Annotated in this window: 16 protein-coding genes; 6 read left to right on the forward strand and 10 right to left on the reverse strand. The window is 70.5% G+C overall.

Annotated elements, in window-relative coordinates; translation table 11 throughout:
* Positions 1-41: 41 nt before the first annotated feature.
* Positions 42-1,424, reverse strand: coding sequence for a xylulokinase (xylB, locus tag ABD784_RS12065; protein ID WP_344884976.1), 1,383 nt, complete (start codon positions 1,422-1,424; stop codon positions 42-44).
* A gap of 147 nt (positions 1,425-1,571) precedes the next feature.
* The gene (gene xylA, locus ABD784_RS12070) at positions 1,572-2,765 is read right to left on the reverse strand and encodes a xylose isomerase (RefSeq protein WP_344884979.1); all 1,194 of its coding nucleotides are present in this window, start codon (positions 2,763-2,765) and stop codon (positions 1,572-1,574) included.
* Positions 2,766-2,929: 164 nt separating this feature from the next.
* On the opposite strand from xylA, the gene ABD784_RS12075 reads away from it, so the two are divergent.
* Both ABD784_RS12075 and ABD784_RS12080 read left to right on the forward strand, forming a co-directional pair.
* Positions 2,930-4,105: an ROK family transcriptional regulator gene (locus tag ABD784_RS12075; protein WP_344884982.1), complete on the forward strand. Its 1,176-nt coding sequence runs from the start codon at positions 2,930-2,932 to the stop codon at positions 4,103-4,105.
* Positions 4,106-4,187: 82 nt separating this feature from the next.
* The gene (locus ABD784_RS12080; RefSeq protein ID WP_344884985.1) at positions 4,188-5,198 is read left to right on the forward strand and encodes a magnesium and cobalt transport protein CorA; all 1,011 of its coding nucleotides are present in this window, start codon (positions 4,188-4,190) and stop codon (positions 5,196-5,198) included.
* Here the strand turns inward: ABD784_RS12080 and ABD784_RS12085 are convergent.
* From ABD784_RS12085 to pyrE, 3 genes are read right to left on the reverse strand one after another with little or no spacing between them, the layout of a single operon-like run.
* Complete coding sequence (locus ABD784_RS12085) at positions 5,195-5,362, reverse strand: hypothetical protein (RefSeq protein ID WP_344884987.1); 168 nt, start codon at positions 5,360-5,362, stop codon at positions 5,195-5,197. The two genes, ABD784_RS12080 and ABD784_RS12085, sit on opposite strands and share 4 nt — an antisense overlap.
* A gap of 50 nt (positions 5,363-5,412) precedes the next feature.
* A complete protein-coding gene (locus ABD784_RS12090) occupies positions 5,413-6,012 on the reverse strand; it encodes a GNAT family N-acetyltransferase (RefSeq protein ID WP_344884990.1) in 600 nt (199 codons plus the stop codon).
* Positions 6,013-6,025: 13 nt separating this feature from the next.
* Positions 6,026-6,586, reverse strand: a complete 561-nt coding sequence (pyrE, locus tag ABD784_RS12095) for an orotate phosphoribosyltransferase (RefSeq protein WP_344884993.1) — start codon at positions 6,584-6,586, stop codon at positions 6,026-6,028.
* A 58-nt stretch (positions 6,587-6,644) separates the two neighbouring features.
* On the opposite strand from pyrE, the gene ABD784_RS12100 reads away from it, so the two are divergent.
* The 3 genes from ABD784_RS12100 to ABD784_RS12110 are packed head-to-tail and all read left to right on the forward strand — an operon-like array spanning position 6,645 to position 9,391.
* Positions 6,645-7,103, forward strand: coding sequence for a MarR family winged helix-turn-helix transcriptional regulator (locus ABD784_RS12100; protein WP_344884996.1), 459 nt, complete (start codon positions 6,645-6,647; stop codon positions 7,101-7,103).
* The gene (locus ABD784_RS12105) at positions 7,104-8,723 is read left to right on the forward strand and encodes a stealth family protein (RefSeq protein WP_344884998.1); all 1,620 of its coding nucleotides are present in this window, start codon (positions 7,104-7,106) and stop codon (positions 8,721-8,723) included.
* A 59-nt stretch (positions 8,724-8,782) separates the two neighbouring features.
* Entirely contained in the window at positions 8,783-9,391 is a 609-nt protein-coding gene (locus tag ABD784_RS12110) for a PadR family transcriptional regulator (protein ID WP_344885001.1), read from the forward strand.
* Between the two features lie 93 nt (positions 9,392-9,484).
* Here ABD784_RS12110 and ABD784_RS12115 read toward each other — a convergent pair whose 3' ends face one another.
* The 4 genes from ABD784_RS12115 to ABD784_RS12130 form a co-directional block, all read right to left on the reverse strand.
* On the reverse strand, positions 9,485-10,834 hold the full coding sequence (locus ABD784_RS12115; protein WP_344885005.1) for an MFS transporter: 1,350 nt from the start codon (positions 10,832-10,834) through the stop codon (positions 9,485-9,487).
* A 59-nt stretch (positions 10,835-10,893) separates the two neighbouring features.
* Positions 10,894-11,886, reverse strand: coding sequence for a PDR/VanB family oxidoreductase (locus ABD784_RS12120; RefSeq protein WP_344885007.1), 993 nt, complete (start codon positions 11,884-11,886; stop codon positions 10,894-10,896).
* Between the two features lie 22 nt (positions 11,887-11,908).
* Positions 11,909-13,018 carry an aromatic ring-hydroxylating dioxygenase subunit alpha gene (locus ABD784_RS12125; protein ID WP_344885010.1) on the reverse strand — a complete coding sequence of 370 codons (1,110 nt, stop codon included), beginning with the start codon at positions 13,016-13,018 and terminating at the stop codon, positions 11,909-11,911.
* Positions 13,019-13,294: 276 nt separating this feature from the next.
* On the reverse strand, positions 13,295-14,260 hold the full coding sequence (locus ABD784_RS12130) for a phosphodiesterase (protein WP_344885013.1): 966 nt from the start codon (positions 14,258-14,260) through the stop codon (positions 13,295-13,297).
* Positions 14,261-14,454: 194 nt separating this feature from the next.
* On the opposite strand from ABD784_RS12130, the gene nadE reads away from it, so the two are divergent.
* Positions 14,455-15,276 carry an ammonia-dependent NAD(+) synthetase gene (gene nadE, locus ABD784_RS12135; protein ID WP_344885016.1) on the forward strand — a complete coding sequence of 274 codons (822 nt, stop codon included), beginning with the start codon at positions 14,455-14,457 and terminating at the stop codon, positions 15,274-15,276.
* Between the two features lie 30 nt (positions 15,277-15,306).
* Here nadE and ABD784_RS12140 read toward each other — a convergent pair whose 3' ends face one another.
* Positions 15,307-16,197, reverse strand: coding sequence for a thiazole synthase (locus ABD784_RS12140; RefSeq protein WP_344885019.1), 891 nt, complete (start codon positions 16,195-16,197; stop codon positions 15,307-15,309).
* Between the last annotated feature and the right edge of the window lie 2 nt (positions 16,198-16,199).

Here is a 16,199-nt window from a genome sequence, read left to right on the forward strand (position 1 = left end):
CCCGCCCCCTCACCGTTCGCTCGCTGGGCTTCGCGTGCGTCCTACCAGTCGGCGGTGTTGGCGCGCAGCGTCCTGTACTGTTCCATGACCTGCGGAGTGGGCTCGGCCGTGTAGACCTCCGCGCCCTGGACCTCCCAGGCCGGCCGCTCCCCCGTCAGGGCCCAGGCGGCCTGGCGGGCGGCGCCCAGGGCCACGTACTCGCGCTCGGCCGGGACCACGACGTCGCGCCCCAGGATCGCCGGGGCCAGTTCGCGCACGGCCCGGGACTTGGCGCCGCCGCCGATGAGGAAGATGCGCTCGGCACTCGTGCCGGTGGTCGCCTCGAGGTGCTCCACCGCGTCGGCGAGCGAGCAGAGCAGCCCCTCGACGCAGGCCCGCGCGATGTCGGCCTGCGTGGTGGCCGTGGTGAGGCCCGCCAGCGTCCCCGTGGCGTCCGGGCGGTTCGGCGTCCGCTCGCCGTCCAGGTAGGGCAGCAGCGTGGTGCCGTTCGCTCCCGGTACGGACTCGAGCGCCAGCTCGGCCAGCCGGGCGTGGTCCACGCCGAGGATGCGGGCCCCGAAGTCGAGGATCCGGGCCGCGTTCAGCGTGCAGGCCAGCGGCAGGAACTGACCGGTGGCGTCCGCGAAGCCGCTCACCAGGCCGCTGGCGTCCGTGGTCGGGACCGGGGAGACCATCGCGGCGACGCCGGAGGTCCCGATGGAGAGGGAGACGTCCCCGCGCTTGAGGTCGAGCCCGAGCGCGGCGGCGGCGTTGTCCCCGGTGCCGGGCCCGATCCTCGCGCCCCAGGCGGTCTCCCCCACGACCGCATCCGGTGCTGCGACCTCGGGCAGCTCGATCGCGTGCCCGAGCGCCTGCTCGGCGAGTTCCGGGAGCCAGGCGTTCTCCACCGTGGAGAAGTAGCCGGTGCCGGAGGCGTCGCCGCGGTCCGTGGTGAAGCGGGTCTTGTCCGCGTTGAGGTGCCACGTCAGGTAGTCGTGCGGCAGGAGCACGCGCTTGATCCGGGCGGCGTGCTCCGGCTCGTGGTCCCGCACCCAGCGCAGTTTCGTGGAGGTGATGGAGGGGACGAGCACGCTGCCGGTCGCCTCGGCCGCGGCCCGCGGGCCGCCGAGCTCGGCGATGAGGTCCTCGGCCGCCTGGGCCGAGCACGTGTCGTTCCACAGCAGGGCGTCGCGGACGACGTCGTCGTTCTCGTCCAAGGCGACCATGCCGTGCTGCTGGCCGCCGACGGCGACGGCGGAGGCGCGCTCGAGCAAGCCCTCCCCGGCCCGGTCCAGTGCGGTGATCCACGCACGCGGGTCCACCTCGGTGCCGTCCGGGTGCGGCGCACGGCCCTCGTCGACGACGTCGCCGGTCTCGGCGTCGACCAGCAGGACCTTGGTGGACTGGGTGGAGGAGTCGATCCCGGCGACAAGCGTGCGGCTCATGTGCTGTTCCTTGCAGTTCGTGTGGGTCTTCCAGGGGGAGCGTAGCGCTCCCGTGGCGCGCGGCGGGGCCGAGTGCTCTGGGCACTGCGTTGGGCACTGCACCGGGCACTGCATCAGGCACCCGGCCCCACCGGCGGCCGTGAGGGGTTACTTGCCGAAGCCGAGCAGGTGGCGCATGGCCAGCTGGTGCAGGCGGACGAAGCCGTAGTTGCGGTCGGCGGCGCGCTGGACGTCGAACTCCTCGTAGGCGGAGCGGTCCGCGAGCAGGTCCTCGAGCGACTCGCCGGACGCGATGGTCGGCTGCGCCAGCTCGTTGACACCGGCCTCCTCCAGGGCCTCCTGGACCTCGGCATCGGCACGGAAGGCCTTGGCCCGCTCGGCGAGCATCAGGTACATCTCCATATTCGCAGCGGCGGAGTCCCACTGGCCCTTGGTGTACTCGGTGCGGGACGGCTTGAAGTCGAAGTGGCGGGCCCCCTCGAAGGCACCCGGCTTGGACGGGAAGCCGTTCTCCAGCAGGTCCACGGTGAAGAACGCGTTGATCAGGTCGCCGTGGCCGAACACCAGGTCCTGGTCGTACATCGGGCCGTGCTGGCCGTTGAGATCGATGTGGAACAGCTTGCCGGACCACAGCGCCTGCGCCAGGCCGTGGTTGTAGTTCAGGGTGGCCATCTGCTCGTGGCCGGTCTCCGGGTTCACGCCGACGATGTCGCCGTGCTCCAGCCGCTCGATGAAGGCGAGGGCGTGGCCGATGGTCGGCAGGAAGATGTTGCCGCGCGGCTCGTTCGGCTTCGGCTCCAGGCCGATGCGCAGGTCGTAGCCCTTGGACTTGATGTAGCCGGCGACCGTGTCGATGCCCTCGGCGTAGCGCTCGTGGGCCACCAGCAGGTCCTTCGACGAGTCGTACTCGGAGCCCTCGCGGCCGCCCCACATGACGAAGGTCTTGGCGCCGAGCTCTGCGGCCAGGTCCACGTTCTCCAGGACCTTGCGCAGGCCGTAGCGGCGCACGCCGCGGTCGTTGGAGGTGAATGCCCCGTCCTTGAAGATCGGGTGCGCGAAGGTGTCCGTGGTGACCATCTCGACCACCAGGCCGGTCTCGTCGATGGCGCCCTTGAGGCGGGACAGGATCGCGTCGCGCTCCGAGGCCGAGGCGCCGAACGGGATCACGTCGTTGTCGTGGAACGTGAAGCCCCAGGCCCCGAGCTCCTTGAGGTGGTGCAGGGAGTCGACCGGGTCGATCGCCGGGCGGGTGGCGAGGCCGAACTGATCGCGGGCCTCCCAGCCGGTGGTCCAGAGGCCGAAGGCGAACTTGTGCTCGGGGGCGGGGGTGGGGACAGACATGGGGAGTCCTTCCGGGCGTGAATAGTTATGAATAATTACTTAGTATGATCATCCGAAGCCCTCAACGCAATACCCGTTGCTCCCGGGGCCATGGGACCCGGGGGCGAGCAGCCCCCGGACCGCCCGCGCCGACCGATAGAGACCGCCCGAAGGAGGGCCCGCCCGTGCAGCTGGCCAACGTACGCGAGCACAACCTCTCCACCCTCCTCAAGGTCCTGGCCGCTGCGGAGACGCCCCTCTCCCGGGCCGAGCTCGCGCAGGCGACGTCCCTGACGAAGCCGACCGTCTCCCGGCTCGTCGACGACCTGCTCTCGGCCGGGCTGCTGGCCGAGCAGGCGCCGGCCCGGACCGGCACGGGCGGCCGCCCGGGCACGCCCGTGGCACTGGCGGCGGCGTCGGTCGTCGCGCTCGGCGCGCTGGTCAGCGCCGACCACGTGGCCGTCGATCTGGTCGATCTCCGCCAGGAGGTCGTCGCCACGGCCTCCGTCCCGGTGACACACCCCCCGACGCCGCGCGATGCCGTGGTCCTCCTCGCCGACCTGGCCCGCGAGCTGCTCACGGCGCACGCGCACGACGCGGTCGCCGGACTGGTGGTGTCCGTCCCGGGGCGCCTGAGCCCGGACGGACAGCGGGTGCGCTCGGCACCGAACCTGGGCTGGGACGACGCGCCGCTGGTGGAGCTGCTCGAGGCCGCCCCCGGGTTGGCCGGGATCGCCGTGACGCTCGAGAACGACGCCCGGCTGGCGGCCGAGACCGAGGCGGTGGCGCGCCTGCGCGACGGCGCGCGGGACTTCGTCCTGGTCTACGGCGAGACGGGGATCGGCGGCGCGGTGGTCAGCGAGGGCGAGGTCCTGCGCGGCCGTCACGGCTGGGCCGGCGAGATCGGGCACCTGTGCCTGGACGCGGACGGCCCGGAGTGCCGCTGCGGGCGGCGCGGCTGCCTAGAGGCCTACGCGAGCTACTGGGCCCTGGCGCGGGAGTCCGGCCACGCCGGCGGCATCGGCGAGTACTTCGAGGCGCTGGCCGGGGCCGAGCGGCGCGCCGTGGTGGAGCGCATCGGCACACGGCTCGGGCTGGCGCTCTCGCAGGTGCTGAACATCGTGGATCTGCCGCTGGTGGTGCTCGGCGGCTACTTCCGGCCCCTCGCCGCGGAGCTCACCCCGTTCCTCGAGGCCGAGCTGGCCGCGCGCGCCCTGGCCGCCGAGGCCGGCGACATCGAGGTGGATGCGACAGCGGCGCCCGCCGAGCCGTCCCTCCTCGGCGCCGGCCTGCGCGCCATCCAGCCCGTGTTCGACGATCCGGCGGCCTGGATCCGGAACGCGCAGGCCCTCCGCGGATAGCAGCGGCCGCCGCTTCTCGTCGCCGCGGGCGGCTCCGTGCGTCCCGCACCCTCCGGAGTGCCGTGGGTCCTACTCTGGAACCATGCCGATCGTCGACAGCGCCATCTACGTCAGGGGCGAGCGCATCGCCTCGCCCGAGGACTTCGACTCCACCGTGGAGCACCTGCGGAAGCACCAGGGGACCTGCTGGCTGGGCATGTACCGGCCGACGGTCGAGGAACTCGGGGCGGCGGCGCGCGAGTTCGGCCTCCACGAGCTCGCGGTGGAGGACACGCTCGAGGCGCACCAGCGCGCCAAGATGGACTCGTACGGCGACCACACGCTGCTGGTCCTGCGGCCCGCCCGCTACCTCGACGACGTGGAGAAGGTCGAGTTCGGGGAGCTCCACGTCTACACGGGCCCCGACTTCGTGATCACCGTCCGGCGGGCGGAGGCACCGGACCTGGCGAGAGTCCGGCGGCGCATGGAGGACAATCCTCAGCTGCTCGCGATGGGCACGGTGGCGATCCAGTACGCGATCATCGACCACGTGGTCGACGAGTACGAGCCCGTGGCGGACGGCCTCGAGAACGACATCGAGGAGATCGAGGTGGACCTGTTCGCCGGGCGCTTCGGTGTCTCCCGGCGGATCTACGAGCTCTACCGGGAGGTCTCGGAGTTCCAGAAGGCCGTGGCCCCGCTCGCGGGAGTGGTCGATGGACTGCGCGGCCGGATCGCCGCGGACTCGGAGGACGACGACGCGGCGCCGCTCGAACTCGACCGCTACCTCGCCGACGTCGAAGACCACCTGGAGCGCCTGTACGAGCGGATCGCGAGCATGCGGAACCTGCTGACCAACGCGCTCTCGCTCTCCTCCACGCTCAGCTCCCAGGCGGCGGCCCAAGCCAGCGTGGAGCAGAACGAGCAGATGAAGAAGATCTCCGCGTGGGCGGCCATCATCTTCGCACCGAGCCTCGTGGGCGCCATCTACGGCATGAACTTCGAGTACATGCCGGAGCTGGAGTGGCGGTTCGGCTACTACGGGGCGCTCGGGCTGATGGCGGCGGTCGCCGTCGGCCTCTGGGCGGTCTTCCGCCACAACAAGTGGCTCTAGCCGCCCCGGGCGACCCGCCGCTCGTGCTCGTTCACGTCGATCAACGCCTTGCGGATCGCGGAGCGGAGGACTGCGTGCAGGATCCACGCGCCAACGGCGATCAGGATCGCGGAGACAACGACGTACACCGCCAGGCCCAGGGCGAAAGCTTCCATACCGAACATGGCTCGAACACTAGGCGGGGTCTCCACGTCCGGCAATGCCTCGGTACTGGTCAAACCCGGATCCGTGCGGCACGGCGGACGTAGACGTCCACGTCGTCGGCTCCGGCCCCGCCGGGGCGCGGGACGGCCTCGCGGGCGACGCAGTCGAAGCCCAGGCCGCGGACCGCCGCGGCGCTGGGGAGGTTCGCCGGCTGGATCCGGGCCACGAGGTCCGCGGGCGGACGGCCGGCTCGGCGCAGGCCGGAGTCCACCCAGTCGACGACGGCGGCGACCATCGGGCGCGCCAGACGCCGGCCCCAGTAGTCGGGGTCCAGCCAGTAGCCGATCTCGATGGCGTCGTCGCCGGCCGCGAATTTCGCGACGCACAGGCCGATGCGCTCGGTCTGCGGCTCCACGCCGACCTCGTCGCCCGGGCTGCCGGCCGCGGCGGGCCCGGTGAGGCCGTCGCACCAGACGATGCCCCAGCGGTCGCGGCCCACCTCTCCCCAGTCGCCGGGGTTCAGTGCCTGCCTGGCGCGCTCGGCGATGCGCGCGTCGGACCACGGCCTTCCGTCGCCGACATACCGCACCACCCGCTGGTCGCGCGCCAGCCCGGCGAGCAGTTCGACGTCGTCCTCCGTAAACCCACGGATCCGCACCGAGCGTTCCATCCGGGCGGTGGCCTCAGAGGCCGAGCTCGTCGAGGCCGAAGGCGAAGAGGTAGGGCACCCCGGCCTCGGCCTCGATGCGCTCCTTGGCCCCGGTGTCCCGGTCGACGATCACGGCGACGGCCTTCACGTTGCCGCCGGCGTTGCGGACGCCCTCGACGGCGGTCAGCGCAGACCCGCCAGTAGTCGACGTGTCCTCCAGTACGACGACGTCGCGCCCCTCGACGCCGGGCCCCTCGACCTGGCGGCCCATGCCGTAGGACTTCTGCGCCTTGCGCACCACGAACGCGTCGACTGCACGGTCCTGCGCCGCGGCCGCGTGCATGAGCGCGGTGCCGACGGGGTCGGCGCCCATGGTGAGTCCGCCGGCGGTCTCGAACTCCACGCCGGCGTCGTCCAGGAGCTGCAGCATGACCTCGCCGACCAGGCGCGACGCCTCGTGGTGCAGGGTCACCCGGCGCAGGTCGATGTAGTAGTCCGCCTCCTTGCCGGAGGACAGGGTCACCTTGCCGCGGACCACGGCCAGTTCCTTGATGAGTTCGAGCAGGCGGGCGCGGGCGTCGGCAGGGGAAGTCATGCGTCGATTCTAGTAGCTCGCCCCTTGCTCCGCGCCGCGTCGGGTCTAGTCTGGGCGTATGGAACCTCATGATGAACGCAAGCCCCTTGGCTACTGGCTCAAGTTGGTCGACTCGCTCATCAACGAACAGTTCGCCGTCTCGTTGGATGAGCACGGGATCACCCGTCTGCAGTGGCAGCTCTTGAACTCGCTCGCGCAGGAGCCAGCGACGCTCCGGCAGCTCTCCCACCGGCTGGCGCCGTTCCTGGCGCCCACGCCCGACGACGAACCGGACACCATCGCGGAGCACCTCGCGGAGCTCGTGGACTCCGGGTGGGTCACGGACGCCGCCGGCTCGCTCACCCTGACGGACCAGGGGCGCCTGGGCTGGGAGAAGCTCGACGAGACGGTCGCCGGCATGCGCGAGGCGTCCGGCGAGGGCATCCCGCGGGAGGACTACGCCACCACCGTGCGCACACTGCACCGGATGGCGATCAATCTGGGTTGGAACGATTCCACGGCAGAAGGAGACAACTAGGTGGCAGAACAGAACACGGGCCTCGAGGCGGTCACACCGGAGATCTACTACGCGTCGCCCGAACCGGAGACGACGACCAGTGAGTTCCAGGAGATCACCAGCGCCGAGGCGCGTGCACGGTTCAGCCACCGCGACGACGTCCTGCGCCACAAGGGCCGCTATGCCCTGATCAACAAGAGCGTCACGCCGCACGAGGCGATGGTGAACGACCTGCTCTTCATCCGCGACGCGCTCGACGACGCCGGCGTGGACTACCTGCTGGTCCGCGGCAACGACGCCCGCCCGGTCATCGCCGCCAACTGGCGGGACCGCAAGCGGCTGCGCGCCACCCTGGTCAACGCCTGCCGGGACGAGCCGTTCTACTCGCTGCCGGTCGACGCCCGCGGGGCCTCCGCCCTCCTGGTCGCCGACGGCCAGCTCAGCGCCAGCAGCAAGGCGCGCATGTTCCGCCTGTACCGGCCGCGGGTGGATCCGGTCGGCGGGCTCGCGTACGGCCGCGGCACGGGTGTCCAGATCGAGCTGTGGAAGTGGGACGACGACGGCACCATCAAGCTGCCGGTCGAGAACTCGCTGACCCGCCGGACCATCCCGGCCGACGAGGCGGTGCGCGGCACGGTCCAGCGCTTCGGGCGCATGTGGCCGACCATCGAGAACATGTTCGCCGACCACGCGACGGACATCGACTTCTCCGTGGACATGGTCTTCTCCTGGGTGGACGGCAACGACCCCGAGTTCCAGCGGTACCGTGCCTCCTTCCAGGAGAACGTCGTGGTCGGCGAGGGGGACGACGCCGAGGCGCGCTTCCGGCAGATCAACGAGCTGAAGTACGCGCTGCGCTCGCTGCATATGTTCGCCCCCTGGATCCGGCACATCTTCATCTGCACCGATTCGCCCGTGCCGGAGTGGCTGGACGCGGAGCACCCGAAGATCACGATCGTCCGCGCGGAGGACCACTTCCGGGACCCGACGGTCCTGCCGACCTTCAACTCGCAGGCCATCGAGTCTCAGTTGCAGCACATCGACGGGCTCTCGGAGCACTTCCTGTACTCCAACGACGACATGTTCTTCGGCCGGCCCCTGGGGCCGGACACCTTCTTCTCCCCGGGCGGAGTCACCAAGTTCATCGAGGCGGAGACCCGGATCGGCCTGGGCAGCAACCACATCGACCGCTCCGGATTCGAGAACGCGGCCCGGGTGAACCGGCGCCTGCTGAAGGACCGGTTCGGCCGCATCACCACGCGCCATCTGGAGCACACGGCGGCGCCGTTGCGGCGCAGCGTCCTCTTCGAGATGGAGGAGGTCTTCTCCACCGAGTTCGCGGCGACGGCGGCCAGCCGGTTCCGCGCCAAGGACAACATCTCCGTCACCAACTCGCTGTACCACTACTACGCGCTGCTAACGGGCCGGGCGGTGACCCAGACGGGCTCCAAGGTGAAGTACATCGACACCACCATGTACTCCGGGCTGGACCGGCTCGCCAAGCTGCTGCGCAAGCGCAATCAGGACTTCTTCTGCCTCAACGACGGCTCCTTCCCCGAGGTCCCCGCGCGCGAGCGCCAGGAAGTGGTGACCGACTTCCTGGAGAAGTACTTCCCGATCCCCGCGCCCTGGGAGAAGTAGCCGCCCGCGCAGCGCCCCTAGGATGGAGCGTGTCTTCTGGGCACGAGGGAAGGAACCGCTTGAGTCTCCGCTACGCACTGCTGGCTCTGCTGAACGTGGATGCGATGACCGGCTACGACCTGTGCAAGGTCTTCGACTCCTCGGTCGGACACGTCTGGTACGCGCCCGACTCGCAGATCTACCCGCAGCTGCGCAAGATGGAGCGCGAGGGCCTGATCGACGGCGAGGACGTGCCGTGGGGGAAGAACGCCACCAAGCGTCGCTACCACATCACCGAGGCCGGGGTCGCGGACTTCACCGCCTGGATGAACTCCCCGCTGGAGTACGCCCGCGTCCGCGACCCCGCCCATCTGCGCGCCGCATACCTCGAGTGGGCCAGCCCGGCCGCCGTCCGGGAGCAGATGCGGGCCCACATGGCCCACCACTCGTTCCTGCTCGAGGCCTGGCGCACTCGGGTCCATGAGATCGAGAACGGGGGCAGCCAGATGCTGAACCGCCGACTGGAGCGGACGGCTCCCCAGGACCGGCACCGGACGATCGCCTTCAAGCGATTCGCCTACGAGGGCCTGATCGCGCGGGCGGAGGCCGAGATCGCGTGGGCCGAGCGCGGCCTGCGCCTCGCTGACGAGCTCTACGGCCCCGAGGACTCGGCGCCGGATGGCTCCTGACGTCTTATTCTGACGTCGGGACTGGCCCCGCAGCGTCCCCCGCACCGCCGGGCCCTGGGGGCCGGGCGGTGCCGGGGCTACATCGACCGCCCCTCAGCGGGCCGCCGTCGCCTCGGCGTCGGAGGCCGCCTCGGGCGCGGGCTCGACCCAGGGACGCAGTCGGAGCGCGACGACCGCTGCGCCCAGCACCACCACGGCGACGCCGATGTAGAGCTGGAGCGGGCTCCATCCCGCGTCCAGCAGGGTGCCCACGACGATCGGGGCGAGGATGGCCCCGGCGCGCCCGACGCCGATGCCCCAGCCCACGCCGGTCGTCCGGATCGCCGGTTCGTAGGACTGCGGCGCGACCGTGTAGAGGCCCGCAACGCAGCCGTTGATCAGCATGCCCACCACGATGCCGCTGGAGAACGCCAGGAGCGGCACCGACGTCGTGGTGATGAAGAGGACCAGCGTGACCGCGGAGAATGCGCTGAACACGGACAGTGTTCCGCGCGCACTCCAGCGCGTGGTCAGCACGCCGTACAGGAGCGATCCGAAGGTGCCGCCCATGCTGAGCATGAGTCCGCCGATGATGCCCTGCTGCTCGGTCATCCCGGACTCGACGAGGAGCTTGGGCGTCCACGTGTTGGCGAAGTAGAAGCCGAACATGATGAGGAAGAAGCCGGTCCAGAGGAGGAACGTGGTGGTGCGGTAGCGACGATCGAGCAGCCGGCCCACACCGGGGCGGCGACGGGAGCCCGTCCCGGGTTCGAGCACCGCCGGTCCGGTCAGGCCGATTCGCCGCGCGATGCGGGCGAGCCGCTCATCCAGGTCCGCGGGACGGCGTACGCGCAGGTAGTCGACCGACTCCGGCAGCAGGGCCGCGGCCGCGATGATGGCGAGGACCGTCAGGATGCCGCCGGTGAGGAAGACCGAGCGCCAGCCGAACTCCGGGATGAGCTGCGTGGCGCCCATGCCGCCCAGAGTCGCCCCGACGCCGTAGCCGGCGGTGAAGATGCTGATCGCCATGCCGCGATGCTTCCGGTTGGAGTACTCGCTGGTGATCACGGTGATGGTCGCCAGGATCCCTCCGACGCCGAGGCCGGTCACCACGCGCCAGGCGCCTAGCTGGCCGGCGCTCGTCGCCGTGGCCGAGAGGAAGAGGCCCGTAGCGTTCACGGCCAGCGCGAGCAGCAGGATGCGCCGGCGGCCGAATCGGTCGGCCAGCGGCGCCAGTCCTATCGAGCCCGCGGCCATGCCGAGCAGCCCGGCGCTGAGCAGCCATCCCAGCTGGCTGCCGGAGAGGGCGAACTCGCCGGTGACGGCGTTGGCGGTGAACGCCATGGCCAGGACGTCGTATCCGTCCAGGGCGTTGAGGAAGGTCGCGACGGCGACGATGAGCCACTGGTAGTGGGACATCTTCGCGGCGTCGATCCGATGACGGATGTCGTGCTCGGGGCTCATGGACGTGCCTTTCGGAGGAGTGGTGGTGCGCGTGGCGAGGGAAAGGGGTGCTCGAGGCGTCAGCCGACGTCGAGGGTGAGGACGGATCCCCCGGGCGCGGCCTGCTGCCCCGCGATGACGCGGGAGACACAGGCGCAGAGCTTGCCGCCGTTGTTGTGCTGGCGTTCGCTGAAGAACACGTCGCGGTGGTCGATCTCTCCCTCGAGGTCGAGGACTCGCACCTGGCAGATGCCGCACTCGCCCTTGCGGCAGTCGGAGAGCATCGCCACGCCGGCGTTCTCCAGGGCCTCGAGGAGCGAGCAGCCGGACGGCACCTCGGTCCGCACGCCCAGACGCGGGACCTGGACAGTGAACGGTTCGGCGTCGAACCAGCCCGAGTTGCCGAACGTCTCGTAGCGCAGGCTGCTGGGTTCGCGGCCGGCCCCGGCCCAGCTGCGCCGGACCGCGTCCATCAGGCGGATGGGCCCGCACATGTACAGCTCGGCGTCGGCCGGGGCGCCCTGCACGAGCCCCGGGACGTCGAACCGGCCCGATTCGTCGTCGGCGTGCAGCTCCAGCCTGTCGCCGTGCTCGGCCTCGAGCTCATCCACGTAGGCCATGGCCTCGCGGCTGCGCCCGACGTAGTGGAGCCGGTAGTCCGCTCTGACGGACTTCAGCACGGCTGCCATGTGCGCGATCGCAGTGATGCCGATGCCGCCTGCGACCAGCACGTACGCCGGTGCCCCGATGCGCAGGGGGAAGTTCTGGAGCGGCTGGGTCATCCGCAGGCGGTCGCCCGGCTCCAGCGTGTGCATGAACTGGGAGCCGCCGCGCGAGTCCTTCGTCCTCAGCACGCTGATCGCCAGCCGGCGGCCCTCGTCGACCGACTCCACGACGGAGTACGAGCGCCGGACGGGGTCGCCGTCCAGCTCCAGGCTCACGTCCACGTGACTGCCCGGCGACGCCGCCACGGGCTGCTCCGGTTCGACGACGATCCGGCGGATTCCGCGCGCGACGGTCCGGGCCTCGACGACCACTGCGTCCTGCCATACGTCCTGACTGGTGACTGCCATGGTTCCGTGTCTCCTCCCGGGTTCAGGCGCGTGCGCCCGAACGCCCCTCGGCGGCGAGCATGCCGTCGAGGATGCGCCGCACCCACATGCTGCCGGCGTCGATGTTCAGGGAGTAGAACTCGTGATCGGGGTTGGCGTCGATCGCTTCCTGCTGCGCCTGGAGCATGGCCTCGTCCTCGCCGAACACCCCGTGCACGCCGTTGCGGAGCTGAGTGGTGATGAGCTGGCTGTCGAGCCGGTAGTTGCGCATGAAGGCCCAGAAGTAGTGCGAGGTGCGGTCGGTCTCCGGGGTGATGGTGTTCATGACGTACCCATTGACGCCCTGGCTGCGGTCCCCGCGCTCCGCCCCGGTCCCCGCCTTGGCCACTCCCACATCGATGCGGATCGTCGAGGGCGCCTCGAAGTGGATGATCTGCCACCGGTCCACCCGGCCCTCGAATCCGGGGAACTTGTCCCGCATGTTCTTCAGCCAGAACGGCGGGGCGTCGATGTCGAACATCCAGCGCGAGACCGTGACGGTGTTCCCGTCGTGGACGGTCTCGAATTCCGACTCGCTCAGCTCCTCCTGCCCGATCGAGGACGAATGCACGAACTCCTCGTGGGTCAGGTCCATGAGGTTGTCCAGGATCAGCTGGTAGTTGCAGTCCGCGTGGATCGTCTCCCCGTCGCCGGCCCACTCCGGGTCGGTCATCTGGGACATGTCCGGGACGGCGTCCGGATCGGCGAGCAGCGGATCCCCCAGCCAGACCCAGACATAGCGGTAGCGCTCCACGACCGGGTAGGAGGGGACTGCGGCGCTGGGATTGACCGTCTCCTGCGCCGGCATGGAGATGCAACGGCCGGCCGAGTTGTAGACGATGCCGTGATACGGGCACTGGATCCCGTCTCGGCCAGTGGTCTTGCCCAGCGACAGCGGGGCGAGCCGGTGCCAGCAGGCGTCTGCGAGCGCCACGGCCCGCCCGTCCTCCGTGCGGTAGAGGGCCAGAGGCCGATTGGCGATGCGCCGCGACATGGGCTTCCGGGTGACCTCGTGGTCCCATGCGGCCACGTACCAGGCGTTCAACGGGTGGGGGAAGACCTTCGCAGCAACGCTGCCCTGTTCGGTCGCGGGTCGACTTGCGGTCGTTGTCATGGCGTTCGCACCTTTCGGGAGCCGACTATCTATATCGATAGTTATGTTCTGCGTCACACAATAACTATGCATATAGGTAGTTGGCAATGGCTGCGCCGAATCACCGATGCCCACGCGATCCGCGCCGGAGGGCTGACGCACAGAAGCCCGCGTCGTCGACCCCGGGCCGCCCCTCGGGCGACCCGCGTCGACAACGCGGGCTCTTCGTGGGCCCCTGGGGCCCTGGACTCAAACGGTCACGGCGTCAGATGGACCTGGGCCCGGACGCCTCTGGCTTCAGACGCTGCTTCGCTCCCCCGCCGACCGGTGGCGCGCGGCGCCGGTCTCCGCGCCGCCGTCGTACTCGATCCCGTGCTGGTGCAGCCGCTCCTGGACCTCGGCCGGCGTGAGGACGTCGCCGAAGCTCTCCCCGCCAGCCGCCGGGACGACCGAGTGGACCACCGTCTCGGGGAACACGTGCACCAGGTTGTAGGCCTGGGCCGAGTCCCGGCCGCGCGTGCCGCGGATGCCCGTGGCCGGGTCGACGGCGGCCGCGAGGTCCTGCGTGTAGCAGGTCGCCGAGGCGACCGAGACCGGGATGCCGGCGAAGGTGGCGCTGGTCGAATAGTGGAGATGTCCGCCAAGGATGGCCCGGATGTCGGTGCCCTCCAGCACCTCCGCGAGCGCCGCCTGGCCGCGGAGCTCCACGAGGATCGCGAGCGGCTGGACCGACGGGACCGGCGGGTGGTGCAGCGCCAGGATGGTCCCCTCCGGGGCCGACGAGGAGAGCTCCGCGGCGAGCCAGTCGAGCTGCTCGGGCGAGACCTCGCCGTGGTGCGCGCCCGGGACGCTGGTGTCCAGCACGATCACGCGCAGGCCGCCCAGCCAGTGGACGGCGTCGAGGGGCGCGAAGCTCGGCTCCTCGTCCAGGAGACCCTGCCGGAGCGCGGCGCGGTCGTCGTGATTGCCCATCGCCCAGATGACGCTGGCGCCCATGCTCTCCGCCGCGGGCTCGACGATGGCCCGCAGCTTGGCGTAGGCCTCCGGGGCACCCTTGTCCGCGAGGTCCCCGGTGAAGATCAGCGCCTCCGGGCGGCATCCCGAGGCCTCCAGGTCCGCGAAGACCAACTGGAGCCTCGCCTCCGCGTCGATGGTTCCGCCGAGCGCCACATCCTCGGCCGTGAGGTGGGTGTCGCTGATGTGGAGCAGGAAGTGCTCCGGGCGCGGATGCTCGGGAGTGTGTGCCGACCGTCGAGTGGTCATGTCCAGTCAATCCTTCACGGATCGCTCAGTGGCCGTATGGCCGCTTCCATTCGTTACAACACGCGGGACTGCGCGATGCTTCCCTCCCCATCCAAACAAGTGAGATCGACGGGTCAAGTGTTTCCCCGTGAATCTGAGGTTTTGTTTTGGTTACGTCTAGCCGCCACCGACCCCGCCGCCGGTATGCTGGCGCCATGCGTGAGTTGCAGGCGAAGATCATCCAGGAAATGGGCGTCAAGCCGGAGATCGATCCGGCGGAGGAGGTGGCGCGCCGCGTCCAGTTCCTCAAGGACTACCAGCTCGCCACCGGGACCAAGGGCTTCGTGCTCGGCATCTCCGGCGGCGTCGACTCCACGCTCGGCGGGCGGCTGGCTCAGCTCGCGGTCGACGAGCTGCGTGCCGAGGGGCACGAGTCCGACTTCGTCGCCGTCCGGCTGCCGTACGGCGTCCAGGCGGACGAGGACGACGCGCAGCTGGCCCTCGACTTCATCCAGCCGACCACCACCTGGACCTACAACGTCAAGCCCGGCGTGGACGGGCTCCAGGACGAGTTCCGGACGACGACGGGCCGGGAGATCACCGACTTCAATCGCGGCAACATCAAGGCCCGCATCCGCATGGTGGCCCAGTACGCGCTGGCCGGCGAGCGCGGCCTGCTGGTGCTCGGCACCGACCAGGGCGCCGAATCGGTCACCGGCTTCTTCACCAAGTTCGGCGACGGCGGGGCCGACATCCTGCCGCTCTTCGGGCTCAACAAGCGCCAGGTGCGCCAGGTGGTGAAGCACCTGGGCGCCCCGGAGCAACTGTGGGCCAAGGTGCCCACGGCCGACCTGCTGGACGACCAGCCCGGCCGCGCCGACGAGGACGAGCTCGGCATCAGCTACGAGCACATCGACGACTATCTCGAGGGGCGCCAGATCCCGGCCGACGAGGCCGAGAAGATCGAGAAGCGCTACCTCGCCACCCGGCACAAGCGCACCGTGCCGGTGACCGTCTTCGACGAGTGGTGGCGCTGAGCCTCCCCTGAGTCAGACGGACGGCGTTCGTCAGCCAGCCGAGCCGACCAGGCCGGCCATCGGCGATGAGGCCTGCGCGTGCTCGCGCTTGGGGATCCGGCCTGCGCCGCGGGCCAGCCGACCCGCGGCCACCGCGTGCCGGAAGGCCGCGGCCATCCGGACGGGGTCCTGCGCGCGGGTGACCGCGGTGGCGAGGAGCACGGCGTCGCACCCCAGCTCCATGGCCAGGGCGGCGTCCGAGGCCGTGCCGATGCCGGCGTCGAGCACCACCGGAACGGACGCACGGGAGACGATCAGCTCGATGTTGTGCGGGTTGAGGACGCCGAGGCCCGTGCCGATCGGCGCGCCCAGCGGCATGACGGCGGCCGCCCCCACCTGCTCGAGGCGCAGCGCGAGCACCGGATCGTCGTTGGTGTAGGCGAAGACCTTGAACCCGCGGCCCACGAGCTGCTCAGTCGCGTCGAGCAGCTCCACCGCGTCCGGCAGCAGGGTCTCCTCGTCGGCGACGACCTCCAGCTTCACCCAGTCCGTCCCGAGGGCCTCGCGCGCCAGCTCCGCCGTGAGCACCGCGTCCCGGGCCGTGAAGCAGCCGGCAGTGTTGGGCAGCACGCGGATGCCGAGGTCCTCGAGCAGCTCGAACAGGGAGCTTCCGGTCTCGGGGCTGTAGCGCCGCATGGCCACGGTGGTCAGCTCGGTGCCGGACGCCTGCAGCGCCGCGCCGAGCCCGTCGAGACTGGGCGCGCCTCCCGTGCCCATGATGAGGCGCGAGCCGAGTGCGACGCCGTCGATCACCAGCGGATCGACGGGTGCGGTGTTCGCGGCGAACCCGGGCGCACTGTCTGTAGCTACAGACAATCCGGTCGGGGCCGCACTCCCGGAGGTGATGCTCCCGGATGTGGTGCTCTCTGATGTGGTCTGCATGG

It is taken from the genome of Zhihengliuella alba (assembly GCF_039538765.1).
Taxonomy (GTDB): domain Bacteria; phylum Actinomycetota; class Actinomycetes; order Actinomycetales; family Micrococcaceae; genus Zhihengliuella; species Zhihengliuella alba.